The organism is Sphaerotilus mobilis, assembly GCF_004216565.1.
GTDB lineage: Bacteria > Pseudomonadota > Gammaproteobacteria > Burkholderiales > Burkholderiaceae_C > Sphaerotilus > Sphaerotilus mobilis.
The window spans coordinates 325,290-339,205 of record NZ_SGWV01000007.1; the positions used below are offsets into that span (position 1 = coordinate 325,290).

General features: G+C 67.8%; 13 protein-coding genes and 1 other RNA gene. 6 read left to right on the top strand and 8 right to left on the bottom strand.

All coding sequences use genetic code 11. The features are described from left to right. Nucleotides 1–14: 14 nt before the first annotated feature. The 4 genes from EV685_RS01720 to EV685_RS01735 form a co-directional block, all read right to left on the bottom strand. Nucleotides 15–1,037, bottom strand: coding sequence for a GGDEF domain-containing protein (locus EV685_RS01720; protein WP_130480258.1), 1,023 nt, complete (start codon nucleotides 1,035–1,037; stop codon nucleotides 15–17). Between the two features lie 158 nt (nucleotides 1,038–1,195). Next, nucleotides 1,196–1,789 (bottom strand): DUF3501 family protein, encoded by a 594-nt coding sequence (locus tag EV685_RS01725; RefSeq protein WP_130480259.1) that lies wholly within the window; start codon nucleotides 1,787–1,789, stop codon nucleotides 1,196–1,198. Nucleotides 1,790–1,815: 26 nt separating this feature from the next. Continuing rightward, on the bottom strand, nucleotides 1,816–3,180 hold the full coding sequence (locus EV685_RS01730; protein ID WP_130480260.1) for a (Fe-S)-binding protein: 1,365 nt from the start codon (nucleotides 3,178–3,180) through the stop codon (nucleotides 1,816–1,818). A gap of 85 nt (nucleotides 3,181–3,265) precedes the next feature. Next, nucleotides 3,266–3,688 carry a rubrerythrin family protein gene (locus tag EV685_RS01735; protein WP_130480261.1) on the bottom strand — a complete coding sequence of 141 codons (423 nt, stop codon included), beginning with the start codon at nucleotides 3,686–3,688 and terminating at the stop codon, nucleotides 3,266–3,268. 249 nt (nucleotides 3,689–3,937) lie between these two features. On the opposite strand from EV685_RS01735, the gene ybiB reads away from it, so the two are divergent. Beyond that, complete coding sequence (gene ybiB / locus EV685_RS01740; RefSeq protein ID WP_130480262.1) at nucleotides 3,938–4,879, top strand: DNA-binding protein YbiB; 942 nt, start codon at nucleotides 3,938–3,940, stop codon at nucleotides 4,877–4,879. Here the strand turns inward: ybiB and EV685_RS01745 are convergent. Beyond that, complete coding sequence (locus tag EV685_RS01745; RefSeq protein ID WP_130480263.1) at nucleotides 4,851–5,177, bottom strand: H-NS family nucleoid-associated regulatory protein; 327 nt, start codon at nucleotides 5,175–5,177, stop codon at nucleotides 4,851–4,853. The two genes, ybiB and EV685_RS01745, sit on opposite strands and share 29 nt — an antisense overlap. A gap of 132 nt (nucleotides 5,178–5,309) precedes the next feature. On the opposite strand from EV685_RS01745, the gene ffs reads away from it, so the two are divergent. Continuing rightward, nucleotides 5,310–5,408: signal recognition particle sRNA small type (ffs, locus tag EV685_RS01750), an RNA gene on the top strand. A 379-nt stretch (nucleotides 5,409–5,787) separates the two neighbouring features. Here ffs and EV685_RS01755 read toward each other — a convergent pair. After that, on the bottom strand, nucleotides 5,788–7,569 hold the full coding sequence (locus EV685_RS01755) for an HDOD domain-containing protein (protein WP_207224737.1): 1,782 nt from the start codon (nucleotides 7,567–7,569) through the stop codon (nucleotides 5,788–5,790). Between the two features lie 195 nt (nucleotides 7,570–7,764). Here EV685_RS01755 and trxA point away from each other — a divergent pair, with 195 nt between their 5' ends. The 4 genes from trxA to EV685_RS01775 all read left to right on the top strand — a co-directional run bounded on the left by trxA (nucleotide 7,765) and on the right by EV685_RS01775 (nucleotide 11,815). Beyond that, nucleotides 7,765–8,094: a thioredoxin TrxA gene (gene trxA, locus EV685_RS01760; protein ID WP_130480265.1), complete on the top strand. Its 330-nt coding sequence runs from the start codon at nucleotides 7,765–7,767 to the stop codon at nucleotides 8,092–8,094. 235 nt (nucleotides 8,095–8,329) lie between these two features. Continuing rightward, nucleotides 8,330–9,592 carry a transcription termination factor Rho gene (rho, locus tag EV685_RS01765; protein WP_130480266.1) on the top strand — a complete coding sequence of 421 codons (1,263 nt, stop codon included), beginning with the start codon at nucleotides 8,330–8,332 and terminating at the stop codon, nucleotides 9,590–9,592. Between the two features lie 89 nt (nucleotides 9,593–9,681). Then, nucleotides 9,682–9,939: a type B 50S ribosomal protein L31 gene (locus EV685_RS01770; RefSeq protein WP_130480267.1), complete on the top strand. Its 258-nt coding sequence runs from the start codon at nucleotides 9,682–9,684 to the stop codon at nucleotides 9,937–9,939. 109 nt (nucleotides 9,940–10,048) lie between these two features. Then, complete coding sequence (locus EV685_RS01775) at nucleotides 10,049–11,815, top strand: hypothetical protein (RefSeq protein ID WP_130480268.1); 1,767 nt, start codon at nucleotides 10,049–10,051, stop codon at nucleotides 11,813–11,815. A 1-nt stretch (nucleotide 11,816) separates the two neighbouring features. Here the strand turns inward: EV685_RS01775 and phoR are convergent, their stop codons facing one another. Both phoR and phoB read right to left on the bottom strand, forming a co-directional pair. After that, nucleotides 11,817–13,178 (bottom strand): phosphate regulon sensor histidine kinase PhoR, encoded by a 1,362-nt coding sequence (gene phoR / locus EV685_RS01780; RefSeq protein WP_207224738.1) that lies wholly within the window; start codon nucleotides 13,176–13,178, stop codon nucleotides 11,817–11,819. A 31-nt stretch (nucleotides 13,179–13,209) separates the two neighbouring features. Beyond that, the gene (phoB, locus tag EV685_RS01785; protein WP_130480269.1) at nucleotides 13,210–13,911 is read right to left on the bottom strand and encodes a phosphate regulon transcriptional regulator PhoB; all 702 of its coding nucleotides are present in this window, start codon (nucleotides 13,909–13,911) and stop codon (nucleotides 13,210–13,212) included. Nucleotides 13,912–13,916 lie beyond the last annotated feature (5 nt).

A 13,916-nucleotide genomic window follows, 5' to 3' on the forward strand; every position in this document is an offset into this window, starting at 1 on the left:
TCGCGCGCCGACGCTCAGGGCGACGCCGCTGGCTTGCCCATGGCCAGCCGGCTTTCCGCCAAGGAGATGCTGGCAGGCAGCACAAGATTGCCGCCGCGGTGGCGAGCTTCGTTGAGTGCTCGGATGGCGGCTGCGCTCAGGTCGTCGAGCCGCTTGGCACTGTGCGGGAAGCTGGCCACACCGGCAGAGATCTCGAAGCCATAGGACTGGCCGTCCTGCACCAGCACCTCGGCCGCGCAGGCCCGCCGCAGCTGTTCGACACGGGCATGGGCGGTCGCCAGGCCAATGCCGGAGAACAGGATCGCGAAGCGCTCCGGCCCGAGCTGCGACAGGGCATCCATCGCCCGCGTGTTGGCCCGCATCAACCCTTGCAGCGTCTCGCCCAGGCGCGACACGGCAGCGTCGCCCAGGCGCTGCTGGATCTCCGGCAGCCGGTCGACGGCCAGCAGCACGAGCGCGAACTCGCGGCCTTCGCGCTGCGACAAGGCGGCCTCTCTCTGCAGCGTGGCCTCGAAGTGGTCACGCCGGAACAGGGCATCGGGCCGGTCACCGGCGGTGTCCTCGCGCAAGCGGTCCAGCAGCAGTTGCTGGCGTTCGATCTGCTGCAGCGCCTGGTCGAGCCGGACCTCAAGGGCCGCCTTCGGATCGAGTCGCCAGATCGTCAGCAAGAGGCGTTCACCGGTCGGGCCGGAGAGCTCGCTGCGCCAGGTCTGGATGTCCAGGCGCTGGCCGCTGCGCTCGAAGCGGTGCTGCTCGACCGCCACCGCGCGCGCCTCCAGCGCCCGCCGGTCGGCCGCCTGCACCGCCGCTGCATCGGCAGCCGGCAGGACCTGCATGTCTTCCTGCCCCACGACCTGCGCCGCATCCCGGCCGAGAAAGCCCAGCCAGGCGGCATTGGCCCAGCGGTAGCGCAAGGCGGCGCCGGGCTGCGTGCCGTCGACGGCCTTGAGCGACACCATCACGCCGGCCACATCCAGCATCGCCAGCAGGCGGTCGGACAAGGTCGCGACGTCGAGATCGGGTGGCAGTTCGGTCATGGGCGTGGCGCGATGGGGAAGGCGGCCAATGATGATAGGCAGCGCCTCAAGGCCAGATGCTCATGGCACACCCAGCCCGCTCACCTTCACCGGCGGCGGGCGTGAATTGGGTCACTGGTGCGGCGCTGCGGTCGACGCGGTCGCCGCCGATGTCGGGCTCAGCGCAGGTCACCGGCCAGGCTGGCCAGGGTCTCGGGCGTCAAGCTGACGTGGCTCGGGTAGTTCGCATGATCACAGCCGACCTTGACGCCCGCCCCGGCGCGGATCGCGGCACGGGTCGGCTCGTCGAACTCGAAGCGCACGAAGTGCACGGCCGAGGTCTTTTCGGCGTTCTCTCGGTCCAGGTCCTCGTCAGCGATGGCGTAGACCCGGCGATGGCCTTCGACCTCGACGAAGACGCGGTCCTCGACGCCGATCAGACGCGCCAACTCGCGCCGGCGCTCGTTGACGTCGGGGTACTCCAGCAGCATCGTCGCCTTCCAGTTGCTGCCATCGGGCAGCAGCGGCGCGTAGGCATCCAGTTCGCCCTGGATGCCCTCTTCCTCAAAGATCTTCTCGATGCGCAGCATCTCCTGGATCTGGTAGCGGATCGTCTTCTCGTCCTCGAACTGCAGCGTCATGTGCTCCCCGAGGTGGACCGAGCGCAGCTTGCGATGTTCGATCACGGCCGCGCGCATTTCCTTGCGCTGGCGGGCATAGGCTTCGAGGGTCAGCAGGCTATCGCGGGTGATGGCACAGGCGGTGCGGGTCATGGCGGGTGTCCTCGGAAAGGTCAGATTCACTTGAGGCCGTAGGCCGTCGCCACCAGGCTCAGTGGATGAGCCAGTGGCGCCGTCGGAAGCTGGTTGACGATCAGGCCCTGGGCGATGTGATGGCCGCCCAGCGGGCAATCCGAGCTGATCCAGTCGGGGCCGTTGCCCTCGGCATCGAGCTTGCCCATGGCCTTGAACACCGGCTTGCCGATCTTCATCGCCAGGGCGTGGTAGGGCTTCTTGACGCCATAGGTGCCAGCGTGGCCGGAGCAGCGCTCGACCGTGTTGAGCTGCACCTTGACGGTCTGGCCGATCAGCTTGAGCACTTCCTCGGTCTTGCGCCCGATGTTCTGGACCCGGCCGTGGCAGGGGATCTGGTAGCTGACTCGGCCAAGATCACGCTTGAAGTCGGTTTTGAGCAGGCCGTCGCGGTGGCGCGCGGCGAGGTACTCGAACGGGTCCCACATGGCCTGCTGGACGCGCAAGACGGCCTCATCGCCGGGGAACATCAGCGGCAGTTCCTGCTTGAACATCAGCGTGCAGGACGGCACGGCCGACACGATGGCCCAGCCGTCGCGCGCATACCGGTCCAGCACGGGGATGTTGGCTTCCTTGGCCTGGGCCACCGAGTCCAGGTCGCCCAGTTCGAGCTTGGGCATGCCGCAGCAGCGTTCCTTGTCGACCAGTTCGTAGGGGATGTCGTTGTGCGCGAGCACGGCGAGCAGGTCATGGCCGATGCCGGGCTCGTTGTAGTTGATGTAGCAGGTCGAATAGACCGCGACCTTGCCGGGTGTGCGCTGGCCGTTCGTGACGGTGCGGGCGGGGCTCTCGGCCGCGCCCCAGCGAAAGCGCTGCGTGGCCAGGCTGGGCATCCAGGCATCCGGGTGCACGCCGAGAAAACGGTCCATGGCCTTGCGTGCCAAAGGCGTCGCGTTGATCGCGTTCACCGCCTGAACGACCAGAGGGATGCCGGCGAACTGGCCATGCTTGTCGGTCGAGGCCAGGAACTGGTCGGCCTTGCTGACCTCGCCCTTCTTGAAGCGGATCGCCTTGGCACGCAACATCAGGTGCGGGAAGTCCAGGTTCCAAGCGTGCGGCGGCACATACGGACACTTGGTCATGTAGCAGAGGTCGCACAGATAGCACTGCTCGACGACCTTGCCGTAGTCGGCCTTGGGGATGCCGTGAACCTCGCCGTCATCGGTCTCGTCGACCAGATCGAAGAGCGCCGGAAAGCTCTGGCACAGGCTGACACAGCGGCGACAGCCGTGGCAGATGTCGAACACCCGCTCCAGTTCGGCGTTGCACTTGTCCTCGTCGTGGAAGTCGGCGCTGAGCCAGTCCAGCGGGTGACGGGTCGGTGCCTCGAGGTTGCCTTCACGGGTGCTCATCGGACGCTCCTCCACGCGGCGGTGGGCAGGATCAGAAGATCGGTGGGACGACCGGCGGCTGGACGCCACCGGTCGCCCACTCGACTCAGTCGACCAGCGCGTCGAGCGCCTTCTGGTAGCGGTTCGCGTGCGAACGCTCGGCCTTGGCCAGCGTCTCGAACCAGTCGGCGATCTCGTCGAAGCCCTCGTCGCGGGCGGTCTTGGCCATGCCCGGGTACATGTCGGTGTACTCGTGGGTCTCGCCAGCGACGGCGGCCATCAGGTTCTGGCGGCTGGAGCCGATCGGCAGGCCGGTCGCCGGATCGCCAACGGCCTCCAGGAACTCGAGGTGGCCGTGCGCATGGCCGGTCTCGCCCTCGGCGGTCGAGCGGAACAGTGCGGCGACGTCGTTCTGGCCTTCGATGTCAGCCTTGTTCGCGAAGTACAGGTAGCGGCGATTGGCCTGGGATTCGCCGGCGAAGGCGTCCTTCAGGTTCTGCTCGGTCTTGGAACCCTTGAGTGTGCTCATCTGTCTCTCCGTTGGGACCTGCGTGGTGGATGGGGGCGCCACAGCGGCATCTGCCGGGGGGCTGCCTGCACGACCGACTGGGGGCCGTGAACCTCACGATAGCCGATGGAAAAAACAGGCCGATTAGGTTTTCTCTATGCCTGGATGGGGCTGCAGGCAATGACCTCGCCAGGCGACGGCAAGCCCTGCCGGATGCCCATGCCAGCGAGAATCCGGCCTGACCCGAACCCTGCATCCACCCTGATCCCCATGAGCATCGCCCCCTACCTGCGCACCATCGGCCGAGGCAAGGACGGCGCCCGTCCACTCGACCGCGAGGCGGCCCGCACCCTGATGGCGCTGATCCTCGACGGCCGTGTCAGCGATCTCGAACTGGGTGGCTTCGCGCTGGCCATGCGCATCAAGGGCGAAAGTGCCGACGAGCTGGCGGGCTTCATCGACGCGACGATGGCTCACATGCTGAGCCTGCCTGCGCCCTCCGCTGAACAGGGCCCGGCCGTGCTGCTGCCCAGCTACAACGGTGCGCGCAAGTTGCCCAACCTGACCCCGCTGCTGGCGATGTTGCTGGCCCGTGCGGGCGTGCCGGTGCTCGTTCATGGCGTGCTGGACGATCCCGGTCGCATCACCAGCGCGGCGATCTTCACGGCCCTCGGCCTTCCACCCGTGGGCGATGCCAGCGCGGTCGCGCAACGCTGGTCCGATGGCCAGCCGGCGTTCATGGCGCTGGAGGCCCTCAACCGGCCACTGGCCGGCCTGCTGGCGATCCGCCGCGTGCTGGGTCTGCGCAACAGCGGCCACACCGTCGCCAAGCTGCTGCCCGCCGTGCCGGGCGCGCTGCGGGTGGTCAACCACACGCATCCCGAATACGCCGTCAGCCTGACGCAGTTCCTGGGCGACAGCCGCGCCGATGCGGTGCTGATGCGCGGCACCGAAGGGGAACCGGTGGCCGATGCGCGCCGCCAGCCGCGCCTGCAGGTTCACCTGAAGGGCGAACGTCGCCCGGACCTGGACGTGGCCCCACAAGAGGGCGTTCTGATCGACGTGCCGGACCTGCCGCCGTCGATCGATGCGACCAGCACGGCCGCACTGATCGGCCTGATGCTGGAGGGCGACAGGCCGGTGCCCACGCCGATCCTCATGCAGGTCGAGACCTTGCTGGCGATCAGGTCGAGGATGACCCCGGATCACTGAGGCCGGTTGCGCCGAGGTCCGCCTCAACCGAGGTCGAACAGCGCAACTCGTCGACCGTGTAGCCCTCTCGGATCAAGGCCTGGCGCAGCCAGTCGGGCTGGCTGCCGAGGCCGTCCCAGGTCTCGCCGCTGACGGGGTGCCGGTAGCGGACCTCGGCCACCACCCGGCGCCGAACGACGGGAGCAGCCGACACCGGGACACCCGCGAGTTCCTCGGGCTCAATCTTCCAGAATTCCATCAAGCGGCGGATCTTGCGGATGGCCGCCAGCTTCTCGAGATCTGCGTCGTCGTCGTGCATCTGCTGGGATGAGGTGCTGCCTGACCGGCACACACCGATGGTGTGCCGCAATGACCGGCAATCATGGCACACGCCACACCCCGCAAACCCGCCGGAGCGAGCGGCCGGGACGGCTCGCCTACAATCGTCCGTGACGGGCCTCCCCGCATGGGCAGGCGGCCAAACGGGTCAGGTCGGGAACGAAGCAGCCCTAACCGATTCTGTTCAGTGCCGGGGTTCAGGCTCGTCACCCTTCTTCCAGAAAACACGCGCAGATCCACGGGTTAAGCCCCTCCGGGCCCCCGAGGATCCGGATGCATCGCATCGCTGTGTCACCTCACCCTTCATGGTGAGCGTCCGCAACACAGCTCGCAGGTCCCTCCTGGCGCGGCGCTCCCTGCTGCCTGCGCATCGTTCTACCGAACGCCCACCTGAATGCTTCATGCCCGCACGGGCACCTCGTCATGTCGCTCGTGAGGGGCGGCTGGGCTGCGCGGTCTCGGTCGCGACGGCAGTGGGCTTCCTCGCACTGGCAGGGGCGCTGGCGTGGGGACGCCGACGAGTTCGGGGATGTGCCGAAGAAGGGGCGCCAGCACACCGGCGCCCGCTGTCACGTGCCTGAAGGCTGGCCTCAGGCGGCCTTGACCTGCAGGTGGCGCGCGAGCTTGTCGCGGGCGTCGAGGTAGGCCTGCTTGAGGCTTTCCACGCTGACACCCAGCGCCCGCGCATAGCGGTTGGCGACCTGGGCCAGGGCTCGCGGCTGTGCAGCAACTGGCGCGTCGAAGGCCTGCAGGGTCTCGTTGGCGCAGCTCGACACCACCCGCAACCAACCGTCGACCGTGTGGGGTGCAACCACCGACTGGCCCGGCGGCAGCGGCAGCATGGTCTCCTGCACCGACTCGTCCAGGCCCCAGTGGCGCGCCAATGCGTTGGCCATGGACTGCAGGTCCACGCCCAGCACCGCCATGGCCGCAGCATCCTCGCTCAGGCCCGGCGTCACCGGGTCACCCTCGCGCAGGGGCGGACCGGGCTGCATCAGCTGGCGGATCTGCACCGCCTCGTCGGGGAAGTGGTAGTAGGTCACGAGACGGCCCAGATGCTGCAGCTGCGCCGCGATCAGCGCGCCTTCGGCATCGAGGCCCGCCGGCACCAGCACCTCCGCCAGATGCCCGGCCATGCAGGCGCGGCGCATGGCGCGTTCGAGCCGCTCGGCCGCGCCGTCGCGCAGCGGACCGGGCCAGGCGCGCAGGGTTGAAGCCGCCCGCCGCACACCGGTCAGGCCAATCAGCTGGATGGCGCGCCGCACGGTGGTCACGCCATCGTCGGACATCAGGCCGATGCTGGCCGAGTTGACGCTGCGCAGCAGCTCGAAGGACAGCGCCGGATCCTCCAGCACGACGTCGGTCAGCTCGTCGAGCCGGCGAGTCTCCATGCGCGAGAGCTGCACCACGCGCTGCGCCAGACCCGGCAAGGCGGGCAGGTGGCCATTGACGCGCAAGCGGTCGAGCAGCAGGGCCAGCGGTCCGCCACGGTCGGAAGACTCGACCTGGCGCCAACCCGAAAGTGCCCGCTCCAGACTGCGAGCCCCCAGGTAACGGCGGCGCTCGTGGCGGTCGGTTGCGCGGTTGATGATCGCCCGCAACGCGTCAGAGACTGGAGCTGGCAAGGACCAGGGCAGCCGCACGATGTCCTGGCCCAGCCGGTTGATGGCGCTGGGCAGATCGGTCTCGTCAAGCGCAGGGGCTTGGGCGATCCAGCCGTAGAGCAGCAGGCCGATCGCCAGCACGTCGCGGTCGGTGGTGAGGTGCCGGCGGGCCGAGATCGGGTCTTCCGGATCCCCGCTGACGGTGTCGGCCGACAGCGGCGTGCGCGAGCCGGGCATGCCGCAGCCCCAGACCATCAGCCGCCCGTTCTTGGTCACGAACAGGGTGTGCAGGCCCACGTCGCCATGGGCGAAGCCGGCGTCGTGTACGTAGGCCAGCCCTTCGAGTGCATCGATCGCCCAGCCAGCCACCTCCACCGGAGGGCCCGGCTTGCGTTCGGCGAGTTGCTGGGCCAGCGTCGTGGCGCCCTGGGGCCGGTCACACACAACAAAGGCACGACCAGCGTGCGCACCGCTCTCCACCGACGTCAGCAGGCGCGGATGTTCCAGGCGCGCCGCACGACGCAGGTTGTCCACCGCCGCGGCCAGTTCAAGACGGTCGTCGATGGGATGCCGCGCGATCAGCAGCCAGACGTCCTGCTGGACGCGCGGATCCCGGGCCAGCCAGGCCATGGTCTGGGAGCTTCGCCCCATCAGCTCGCGCAGTTCGAAGCGCCCGAACGTGCGCGCCAGCGCTGTCGCCGCGCGGGGCGATGCGTCGGTCGGGGCGCGTGAAGGAGGAGACGGAGGCGGCATGCGCGTCGATGGCACGGTTCGGATGTCCTGATTGAACCGCCTGGCCTGCCCACTTCAAGCGCAGAACAAGGTCGGAAATGTCGCCAGATTCCAGCCACGTTGGCGGCGATTCATCCACGTCCCATCCGCAGGTCGGCGACGTTTTCGTGAACGTGCAAAAATCCGGGCTTCCGTCCGCAATCCCGAGCGGACTCCATCTGCGGATCCCCCATGAGCAGCGATCTCATCAAACACGTTTCCGATGCGACCTTCGACGGCGATGTCGTCAAGAATGGCAAGCCCGTCCTGGTGGATTACTGGGCGGAGTGGTGCGGCCCCTGCAAGATGATCGCTCCGGTCCTCGACGAAGTCGCCAAGGACTACGAGGGTCGCTTGCAGATCGCGAAGATGAACGTCGACGAAAACCGCGAAGTGCCAGCACGTTTCGGCATCCGCGGCATCCCGACGCTGATGATCTTCAAGGAAGGCCAGCTCGCCGCAACCAAGGTCGGCGCCGTGTCCAAGGCCCAGTTGACGGCCTTCATCGACGCGCACCTATAATCTTTTCCATCGGGCGTCGGAGTCATCCGTCGCCCGATCGTCCACCCGCCCGCACATGACGCGGGGCGACCCCTCCCAGGGTCATCCGGTGGTCGATCGAACCCTATCCCTGAGCTTCCCCCGGATCCCACTGCGGATCGCTGCCATCCCGAACGGCCCGTGGCCGACTCGGTGACATGGCTCGTACCGATCCGGCACGGGCTTCCCCACACGCTGACTTTCCGGGTTCAATCCCATGCATCTTTCCGAACTCAAGGCCCTGCACATTTCGGCCCTCGTCCAGATGGCCGAGACGCTGGAGATCGAGGCCGCCAGCCGCCTGCGCAAGCAGGAACTGATGTTCGCGATCATGAAAAAGCGCGCCCGCCAGGGCGAGCAGATCTTCGGAGACGGCGTGCTGGAAGTCCTGCCCGACGGTTTCGGCTTCTTGCGGGCACTGGACGCGAGTTTCCTGGCCAGCACTGACGACATCTACCTGTCGCCGAGCCAGATCCGGCGCTTCAATCTCCACACCGGCGACATGATCGAAGGGGAGGTTCGTGTCCCGAAAGACGGCGAACGCTACTTCGCGCTGGTGAAGGTCGATCGGGTCAATGACCTGACGCCCGAGGAGAACAAGAACAAGATCATGTTCGAGAACCTCACGCCGCTGTTCCCCAAGGAACAGTTCCGGCTGGAGCGTGACGTCCGCGGTGAGGAAAACATCACCAGCCGGATCATCGACTTGATCGCCCCCATCGGCAAAGGCCAACGCGCCCTGCTCGTCGCGCCGCCCAAGAGCGGCAAGACGGTCATGATGCAGCACCTGGCGCACTCGATGGTCGCCAACCACCCGGACGTGCACCTGATCGTCCTGCTGGTCGACGAGCGTCCCGAGGAAGTGACCGAGATGCAGCGCACGGTGCGCGGCGAGGTCATCAGCTCGACCTTCGACGAGCCTGCCGCCCGCCACGTGCAGGTCGCAGAAATGGTGATCGAGCGCGCCAAGCGCTTGGTCGAGTTGCGCAAGGACGTGGTGATCCTGCTGGACTCCATCACCCGTCTGGCCCGCGCTTACAACAACGTCCTGCCCTCATCGGGCAAGGTGCTGACCGGCGGCGTCGACGCCAACGCGCTGCAGCGCCCCAAGCGGTTCTTCGGCGCCGCTCGCAATGTCGAGGAAGGCGGCTCGCTGACGATCATCGGCACCGCGCTGGTCGACACCGGCAGTCGCATGGACGAGGTCATCTACGAAGAGTTCAAGGGCACCGGCAACTGCGAGATCCACCTCGATCGCCGCATGGCCGAGAAACGCGTCTATCCGTCGATCCTGCTCAACAAGAGCGGCACGCGGCGCGAGGAACTGCTGCTCAAGCCGGAAATCCTCCAGAAGACGTGGATCTTGCGCAAGCTGCTCTATCCGATGGACGAGATCGAGGCGATGGAGTTCATCCTCGAGAAGATGAAGGCCACCAAGAGCAACGTCGACTTCTTCGATCTCATGCGGCGAGGCGGCTGAGTCCGACAAGCTATAATTTTTGTTTTTCCGCTGTCAGAAAGTGCGCTCGCATGGTGCGACGTGGCTGCTGGCACACAGCGAGGTTCCCCATGAAAGACGGCATCCACCCGAACTACCGCGACGTCTGCTTCGTCGACCTGTCCAACGGCTTCAAGTTCGTGACCCGCTCCTGCGCGCCGGCTCGCGAAATGATCAAGATGGAAGACGGCCGCGAACTGCCGCTGTTCAAGCTGGAAACCACCAGCGAGACCCACCCGTTCTACACGGGCCAGCAGAAGAGCGTGGACAACCTCGGTGGTCGCGTCGAGAAGTTCCGCAACAAGTTCAAGGTCGGCATCAAGCGCTGACACGGCGCTCGCGCCGGAACGATCGAAGGCAGCCTCGGCTGCCTTTTTTCTTGGTCGCGCCGGATGCTGCTGCAAGAATCTCCCGCCGCCCTGAGGCTCGCCTGCCCCCGTGAACACGCCCAACCCTGCCCTCGTGACCCAACGGGCCGTCCAGGCCCTGCCGCGCCTGGCCCTGTGGCTGCTGTGCGCGGCTTATGTGCTGCCCGGCATCTTCGGACGTGACCCGTGGAAGAACGCCGATGTGATGGCGGTCGGCTACATGCTGTCCCTGCATCAGGGCGATGCGAACTGGCTGCAGCCGATGCTGGCCGGCGTGGGCAGCACCGGCAGCCTGCTGCCCTACTGGATCGGCGCCGGCGCGATGCAGTTGCTGGGTGGGTGGCTGGACCTGACGGTGGCCGCCCGGGTGCCGTTCGCGTTGATGCTGGCCGGCACGCTTGCTTTGGTCTGGTACGGCACGCTGAACCTGGCTCGCACCGAGGCAGCCCAGCCACTGGCCTTCGCGTTCGGGGGCGAAGCCGCACCGGTCGACTATGCGCGCACCATCGCCGACGCCTCTGTGCTGGCGCTGATCTCGGCCCTGGGCCTGCTGCAGCTGGGCCACGAGACCACCCCCGAGCTGACCCAACTGCTGGCCACCTCGATGGTGCTCTACGGACTTGCAGCCGGCCCCTACAAGCCCAGGCGCAGCCGCCTGGCCCTGGTCGTGGCCTTGCCGGCCCTGGCCGCCAGCGGGGCGGTGACGACGGCCTTGCTGTTGGCCGCCGCCGGCCTGTGGATCTGCCTGGGCTCACGCGACGAAGCCATGCGGCGCCTGGTGGGTTGGGTCGCCGTCGCCGGCCTGCTGGCGGGTCTGACTGGATGGGCACTTGACGCCTGGGTGTGGCGGGTTGCGACACGGTTCGACATCGTCGGCGTCCTGCGTCTGCTGGCCTGGTTCACCTGGCCGGTCTGGCCGATGGCCTTGTGGACGCTCTGGCAATGGCGCCGGCAGATGTTGCGACGGCATGTGGCGGTGCCACTTGCGGTGGCCAGCGTGGCCACAGGTGTCAGCCTCGCGATGGGCGGCTCGGATCGGGCGCTGATGCTGGCCTTGCCGGCGCTGGCGGTGCTGGCCGCCTTCGCACTGCCGACGCTGCGGCGCAGTGTCGGTGCGGCCATCGACTGGTTCTCGGTCTTCTTCTTCAGCGCCTGCGCGATCGCGATCTGGGTGATCTACGCCGCGATGCAGACGGGCACGCCACCCAAGATCGCCGCCAACGTCACGAAGCTCGCCCCGGGCTTCGAAGCCAGCAGCCACCCAGTGCAGCTCCTGCTGGCACTGGCGGCCACGCTGGCCTGGCTGTGGCTGGTGCGCTGGCGCACCGGACGGCACCGCCACGCGCTGTGGAAAAGCCTCGTGCTGCCCGCCGGTGGCGTGGCGCTGTGCTGGATGCTGCTGATGACCTTGTGGCTGCCCCTGCTGGACTATGCGCGCAGCTACCGGCCGATGATGCAGCGACTGGCCACCGTGTTGCCGCCCAAGGCCTGCGTGCTGCACCGCGGCCTGACCCTGCCGCAGATCGCGGCGGTGCTGGTGCACACGCAGCATCGGGTCGAGGTGCTGCCCGCCGATGCACGCATCGACCGGGCTGAGCCGGCCATCGACCGGGCGCCCGAATCGAGCGAGGCGCCCGAGGCGACGGACGATGGCGCCGTCGACGAGACCAGCCTGGATCCGGCTGGCTGCAACTGGCTGCTGGTGTCCTGGGACGACCGGCGCAGCCGCGAGGGCGTGTCGCTGCCGCAACTGCCTGGCTGGCGCTACGTCGACAAGGTCCGCCGGCCGACCGACCGCAACGAGGCGGTGCTCGTCTACCGGCGGCGCGCTCGCTAGATCAGTCCTCGGTCGCCTGCGTCCGGGTCGACCGGATCCGGGCCGCCGGAAACACCAGCCGGAAACTGGAGCCCGCGCCCGGCTCGCTGTCGACCTCGATGGCCCCGCCGTGGCGCTGCATCACATGCTTGACGATGGAAAGGCCCAGGCCGGTGCCGCCACTTTCGCGCGAGCGGCTGCCGTCGACGCGGTAGAAGCGCTCGGTCAGACGCGGGATGTGCTCGCGCGGGATGCCGATGCCGGAGTCGCGCACCTCGAACACGCCGTCGCCGTTGTCGCGCCGCTTCCAGGCCAAGGCGATGCGGCCACCTTCGGGCGTATAGCGCACCGCATTGCTGCAAAGGTTGGTGAAGGCCGACATCAGCTCGGTCGGATTGCCCGCAAGGAACAGCTCCTGCTCGTCCTCGTCGCCCTGAGGGGCAATGCCCAGGCGCACCTCGACGACATGGCGACCGTTGGACAGCCCGCGCGTCTCGACCTCGACCTGCGCCAGCAGACCGCCCAGGTCGACCCAGCGATCGACCGGCGGACGCGGACTGCCTTCGAGCTGGGCCAGCGTCAGCAGGTCGCCCACCAGCAGCTGCATGCGCTGGGTCTGTTGCGTCATCAGGCCGAAAACATGGCGGCGCTCGGCATCGCCCAGCGGCAGGTTCACCAGCGTTTCGACGAAGCCCGAGAGCACCGTCAGCGGCGTGCGGATCTCGTGTGAGACGTTGGCCACGAAGTCGCGCCGCATGCCTTCGGCGCGCAGCCGTTCGGTGACGTCGCTGGAGATGACCAGCTTGAGCCCGTCGCCGTATCGGCGCAGCAGCACCATCAGCGTCAGGTCTCGGCCGTGGTTGACCACGGTGACCGGTTCTTCGTAGTCACCACTCTGCAAATGGCCGACGAAGCCCGGCGAGCGCACGAGGTTGGTGATGCGCTGGCCGCGGTCACGTTGCGGATCGAGGCCGAAGTGATCGGCCGAGGCCGAGTTCATCCAGCTGATCTGCTCGTCCGCGTCGAGCATCAGCACCCCGTTGGGCGAGGCCTCGATGGCCGACAGGAACTGCGTCAACTGGCGCTTTTCCTGAGCCAGCATGCGGTCACGCGACTGCAGCGCGCGCTCGATGTAGTAGGCCAGCTCACCCCACAGCTCGCCACCGCGCGGGGCCGAGCCGACGCTCGGGTCACGCAGCCAACGCAGCACCCGGTAGGCCCGCAGGACGTCACGGGCGCTGCCCACGGCGATGCCCAGCGCCGCGCCGATCCAGGCGCCAAGCTCCAGGCGGTGGAAGAAGGACTCGCCCAGCCAGCCACCAACGGCCGCGCCGATGCTCATCCAAGTGACCAGCCAAAGCCAGCGACCGAACAGGGCGCTCATGGAACGCCCGCCTCTCGAACAACAACCGGCATCAGCTGGCCGTCGCGACCGCGCGCGTCAGGCGGTAGCCAGCGCCGCGCACCGTCTCGACCATCTGCGCACATTGCGCCGGCGCCAGCGCTTCGCGCAGGCGCTTGACATGCACGTCGACCGTGCGCTCCTCGATGAAGACGTGGTCGCCCCAGACGCGGTCGAGCAGCTGGGCCCGGCTGTGGACACGCTCGGGGTGGGTCATGAAGAAGTGCAGCAGGCGGAACTCGGTCGGGCCGACCTTGATCTCCTGTCCGGCCATCCCGGTGACGCGGCGGGTCGACGGATCGAGCCGCAGCGCGCCGACCTCGACCGCGCTGTCCAGCGCCTCAGGCAGGCGACGCCGCAGCACGGCGCGGATGCGCGCCAGCAGCTCGCCCGGGGAAAACGGCTTGGTGAGGTAGTCGTCCGCACCGGCGTCCAGGCCCAGGACCTTGTCGGCTTCTTCGGCCCGTGCGGTCAACAAGATGATGGGCAGCTCGCGGGTGCGCGCGCTGGCACGCCAGCTGCGGGCCAGCGACACGCCCGACTGGCCGGGCAGCATCCAGTCCAGCAGGGCGACATCGGGCAACACCGCATCGACCGCTGCCTGGGCCTGCTCGGCACTGGCGGCCAGCGTCACCTCGTAGCCAGCATGGCGCAGGTTGATCGCCACCAGCTCGGCGATCGCAGCCTCGTCTTCAACCACCAGAACTCGGCTCATGAGTC

What these genes read in the sequence shown, in the direction of transcription:
- EV685_RS01720 (WP_130480258.1), bottom strand. Translation starts at nt 1,037, where the DNA reads ATGACCGAACTGCCACCCGATCTCGACGTCGCGACCTTGTCCGACCGC.
- EV685_RS01725 (WP_130480259.1), bottom strand. Translation starts at nt 1,789, where the DNA reads ATGACCCGCACCGCCTGTGCCATCACCCGCGATAGCCTGCTGACCCTC.
- EV685_RS01730 (WP_130480260.1), bottom strand. Translation starts at nt 3,180, where the DNA reads ATGAGCACCCGTGAAGGCAACCTCGAGGCACCGACCCGTCACCCGCTG.
- EV685_RS01735 (WP_130480261.1), bottom strand. Translation starts at nt 3,688, where the DNA reads ATGAGCACACTCAAGGGTTCCAAGACCGAGCAGAACCTGAAGGACGCC.
- ybiB (WP_130480262.1), top strand. Translation starts at nt 3,938, where the DNA reads ATGAGCATCGCCCCCTACCTGCGCACCATCGGCCGAGGCAAGGACGGC.
- EV685_RS01745 (WP_130480263.1), bottom strand. Translation starts at nt 5,177, where the DNA reads ATGCACGACGACGACGCAGATCTCGAGAAGCTGGCGGCCATCCGCAAG.
- trxA (WP_130480265.1), top strand. Translation starts at nt 7,765, where the DNA reads ATGAGCAGCGATCTCATCAAACACGTTTCCGATGCGACCTTCGACGGC.
- rho (WP_130480266.1), top strand. Translation starts at nt 8,330, where the DNA reads ATGCATCTTTCCGAACTCAAGGCCCTGCACATTTCGGCCCTCGTCCAG.
- EV685_RS01770 (WP_130480267.1), top strand. Translation starts at nt 9,682, where the DNA reads ATGAAAGACGGCATCCACCCGAACTACCGCGACGTCTGCTTCGTCGAC.
- phoR (WP_207224738.1), bottom strand. Translation starts at nt 13,178, where the DNA reads ATGAGCGCCCTGTTCGGTCGCTGGCTTTGGCTGGTCACTTGGATGAGC.
- phoB (WP_130480269.1), bottom strand. Translation starts at nt 13,911, where the DNA reads ATGAGCCGAGTTCTGGTGGTTGAAGACGAGGCTGCGATCGCCGAGCTG.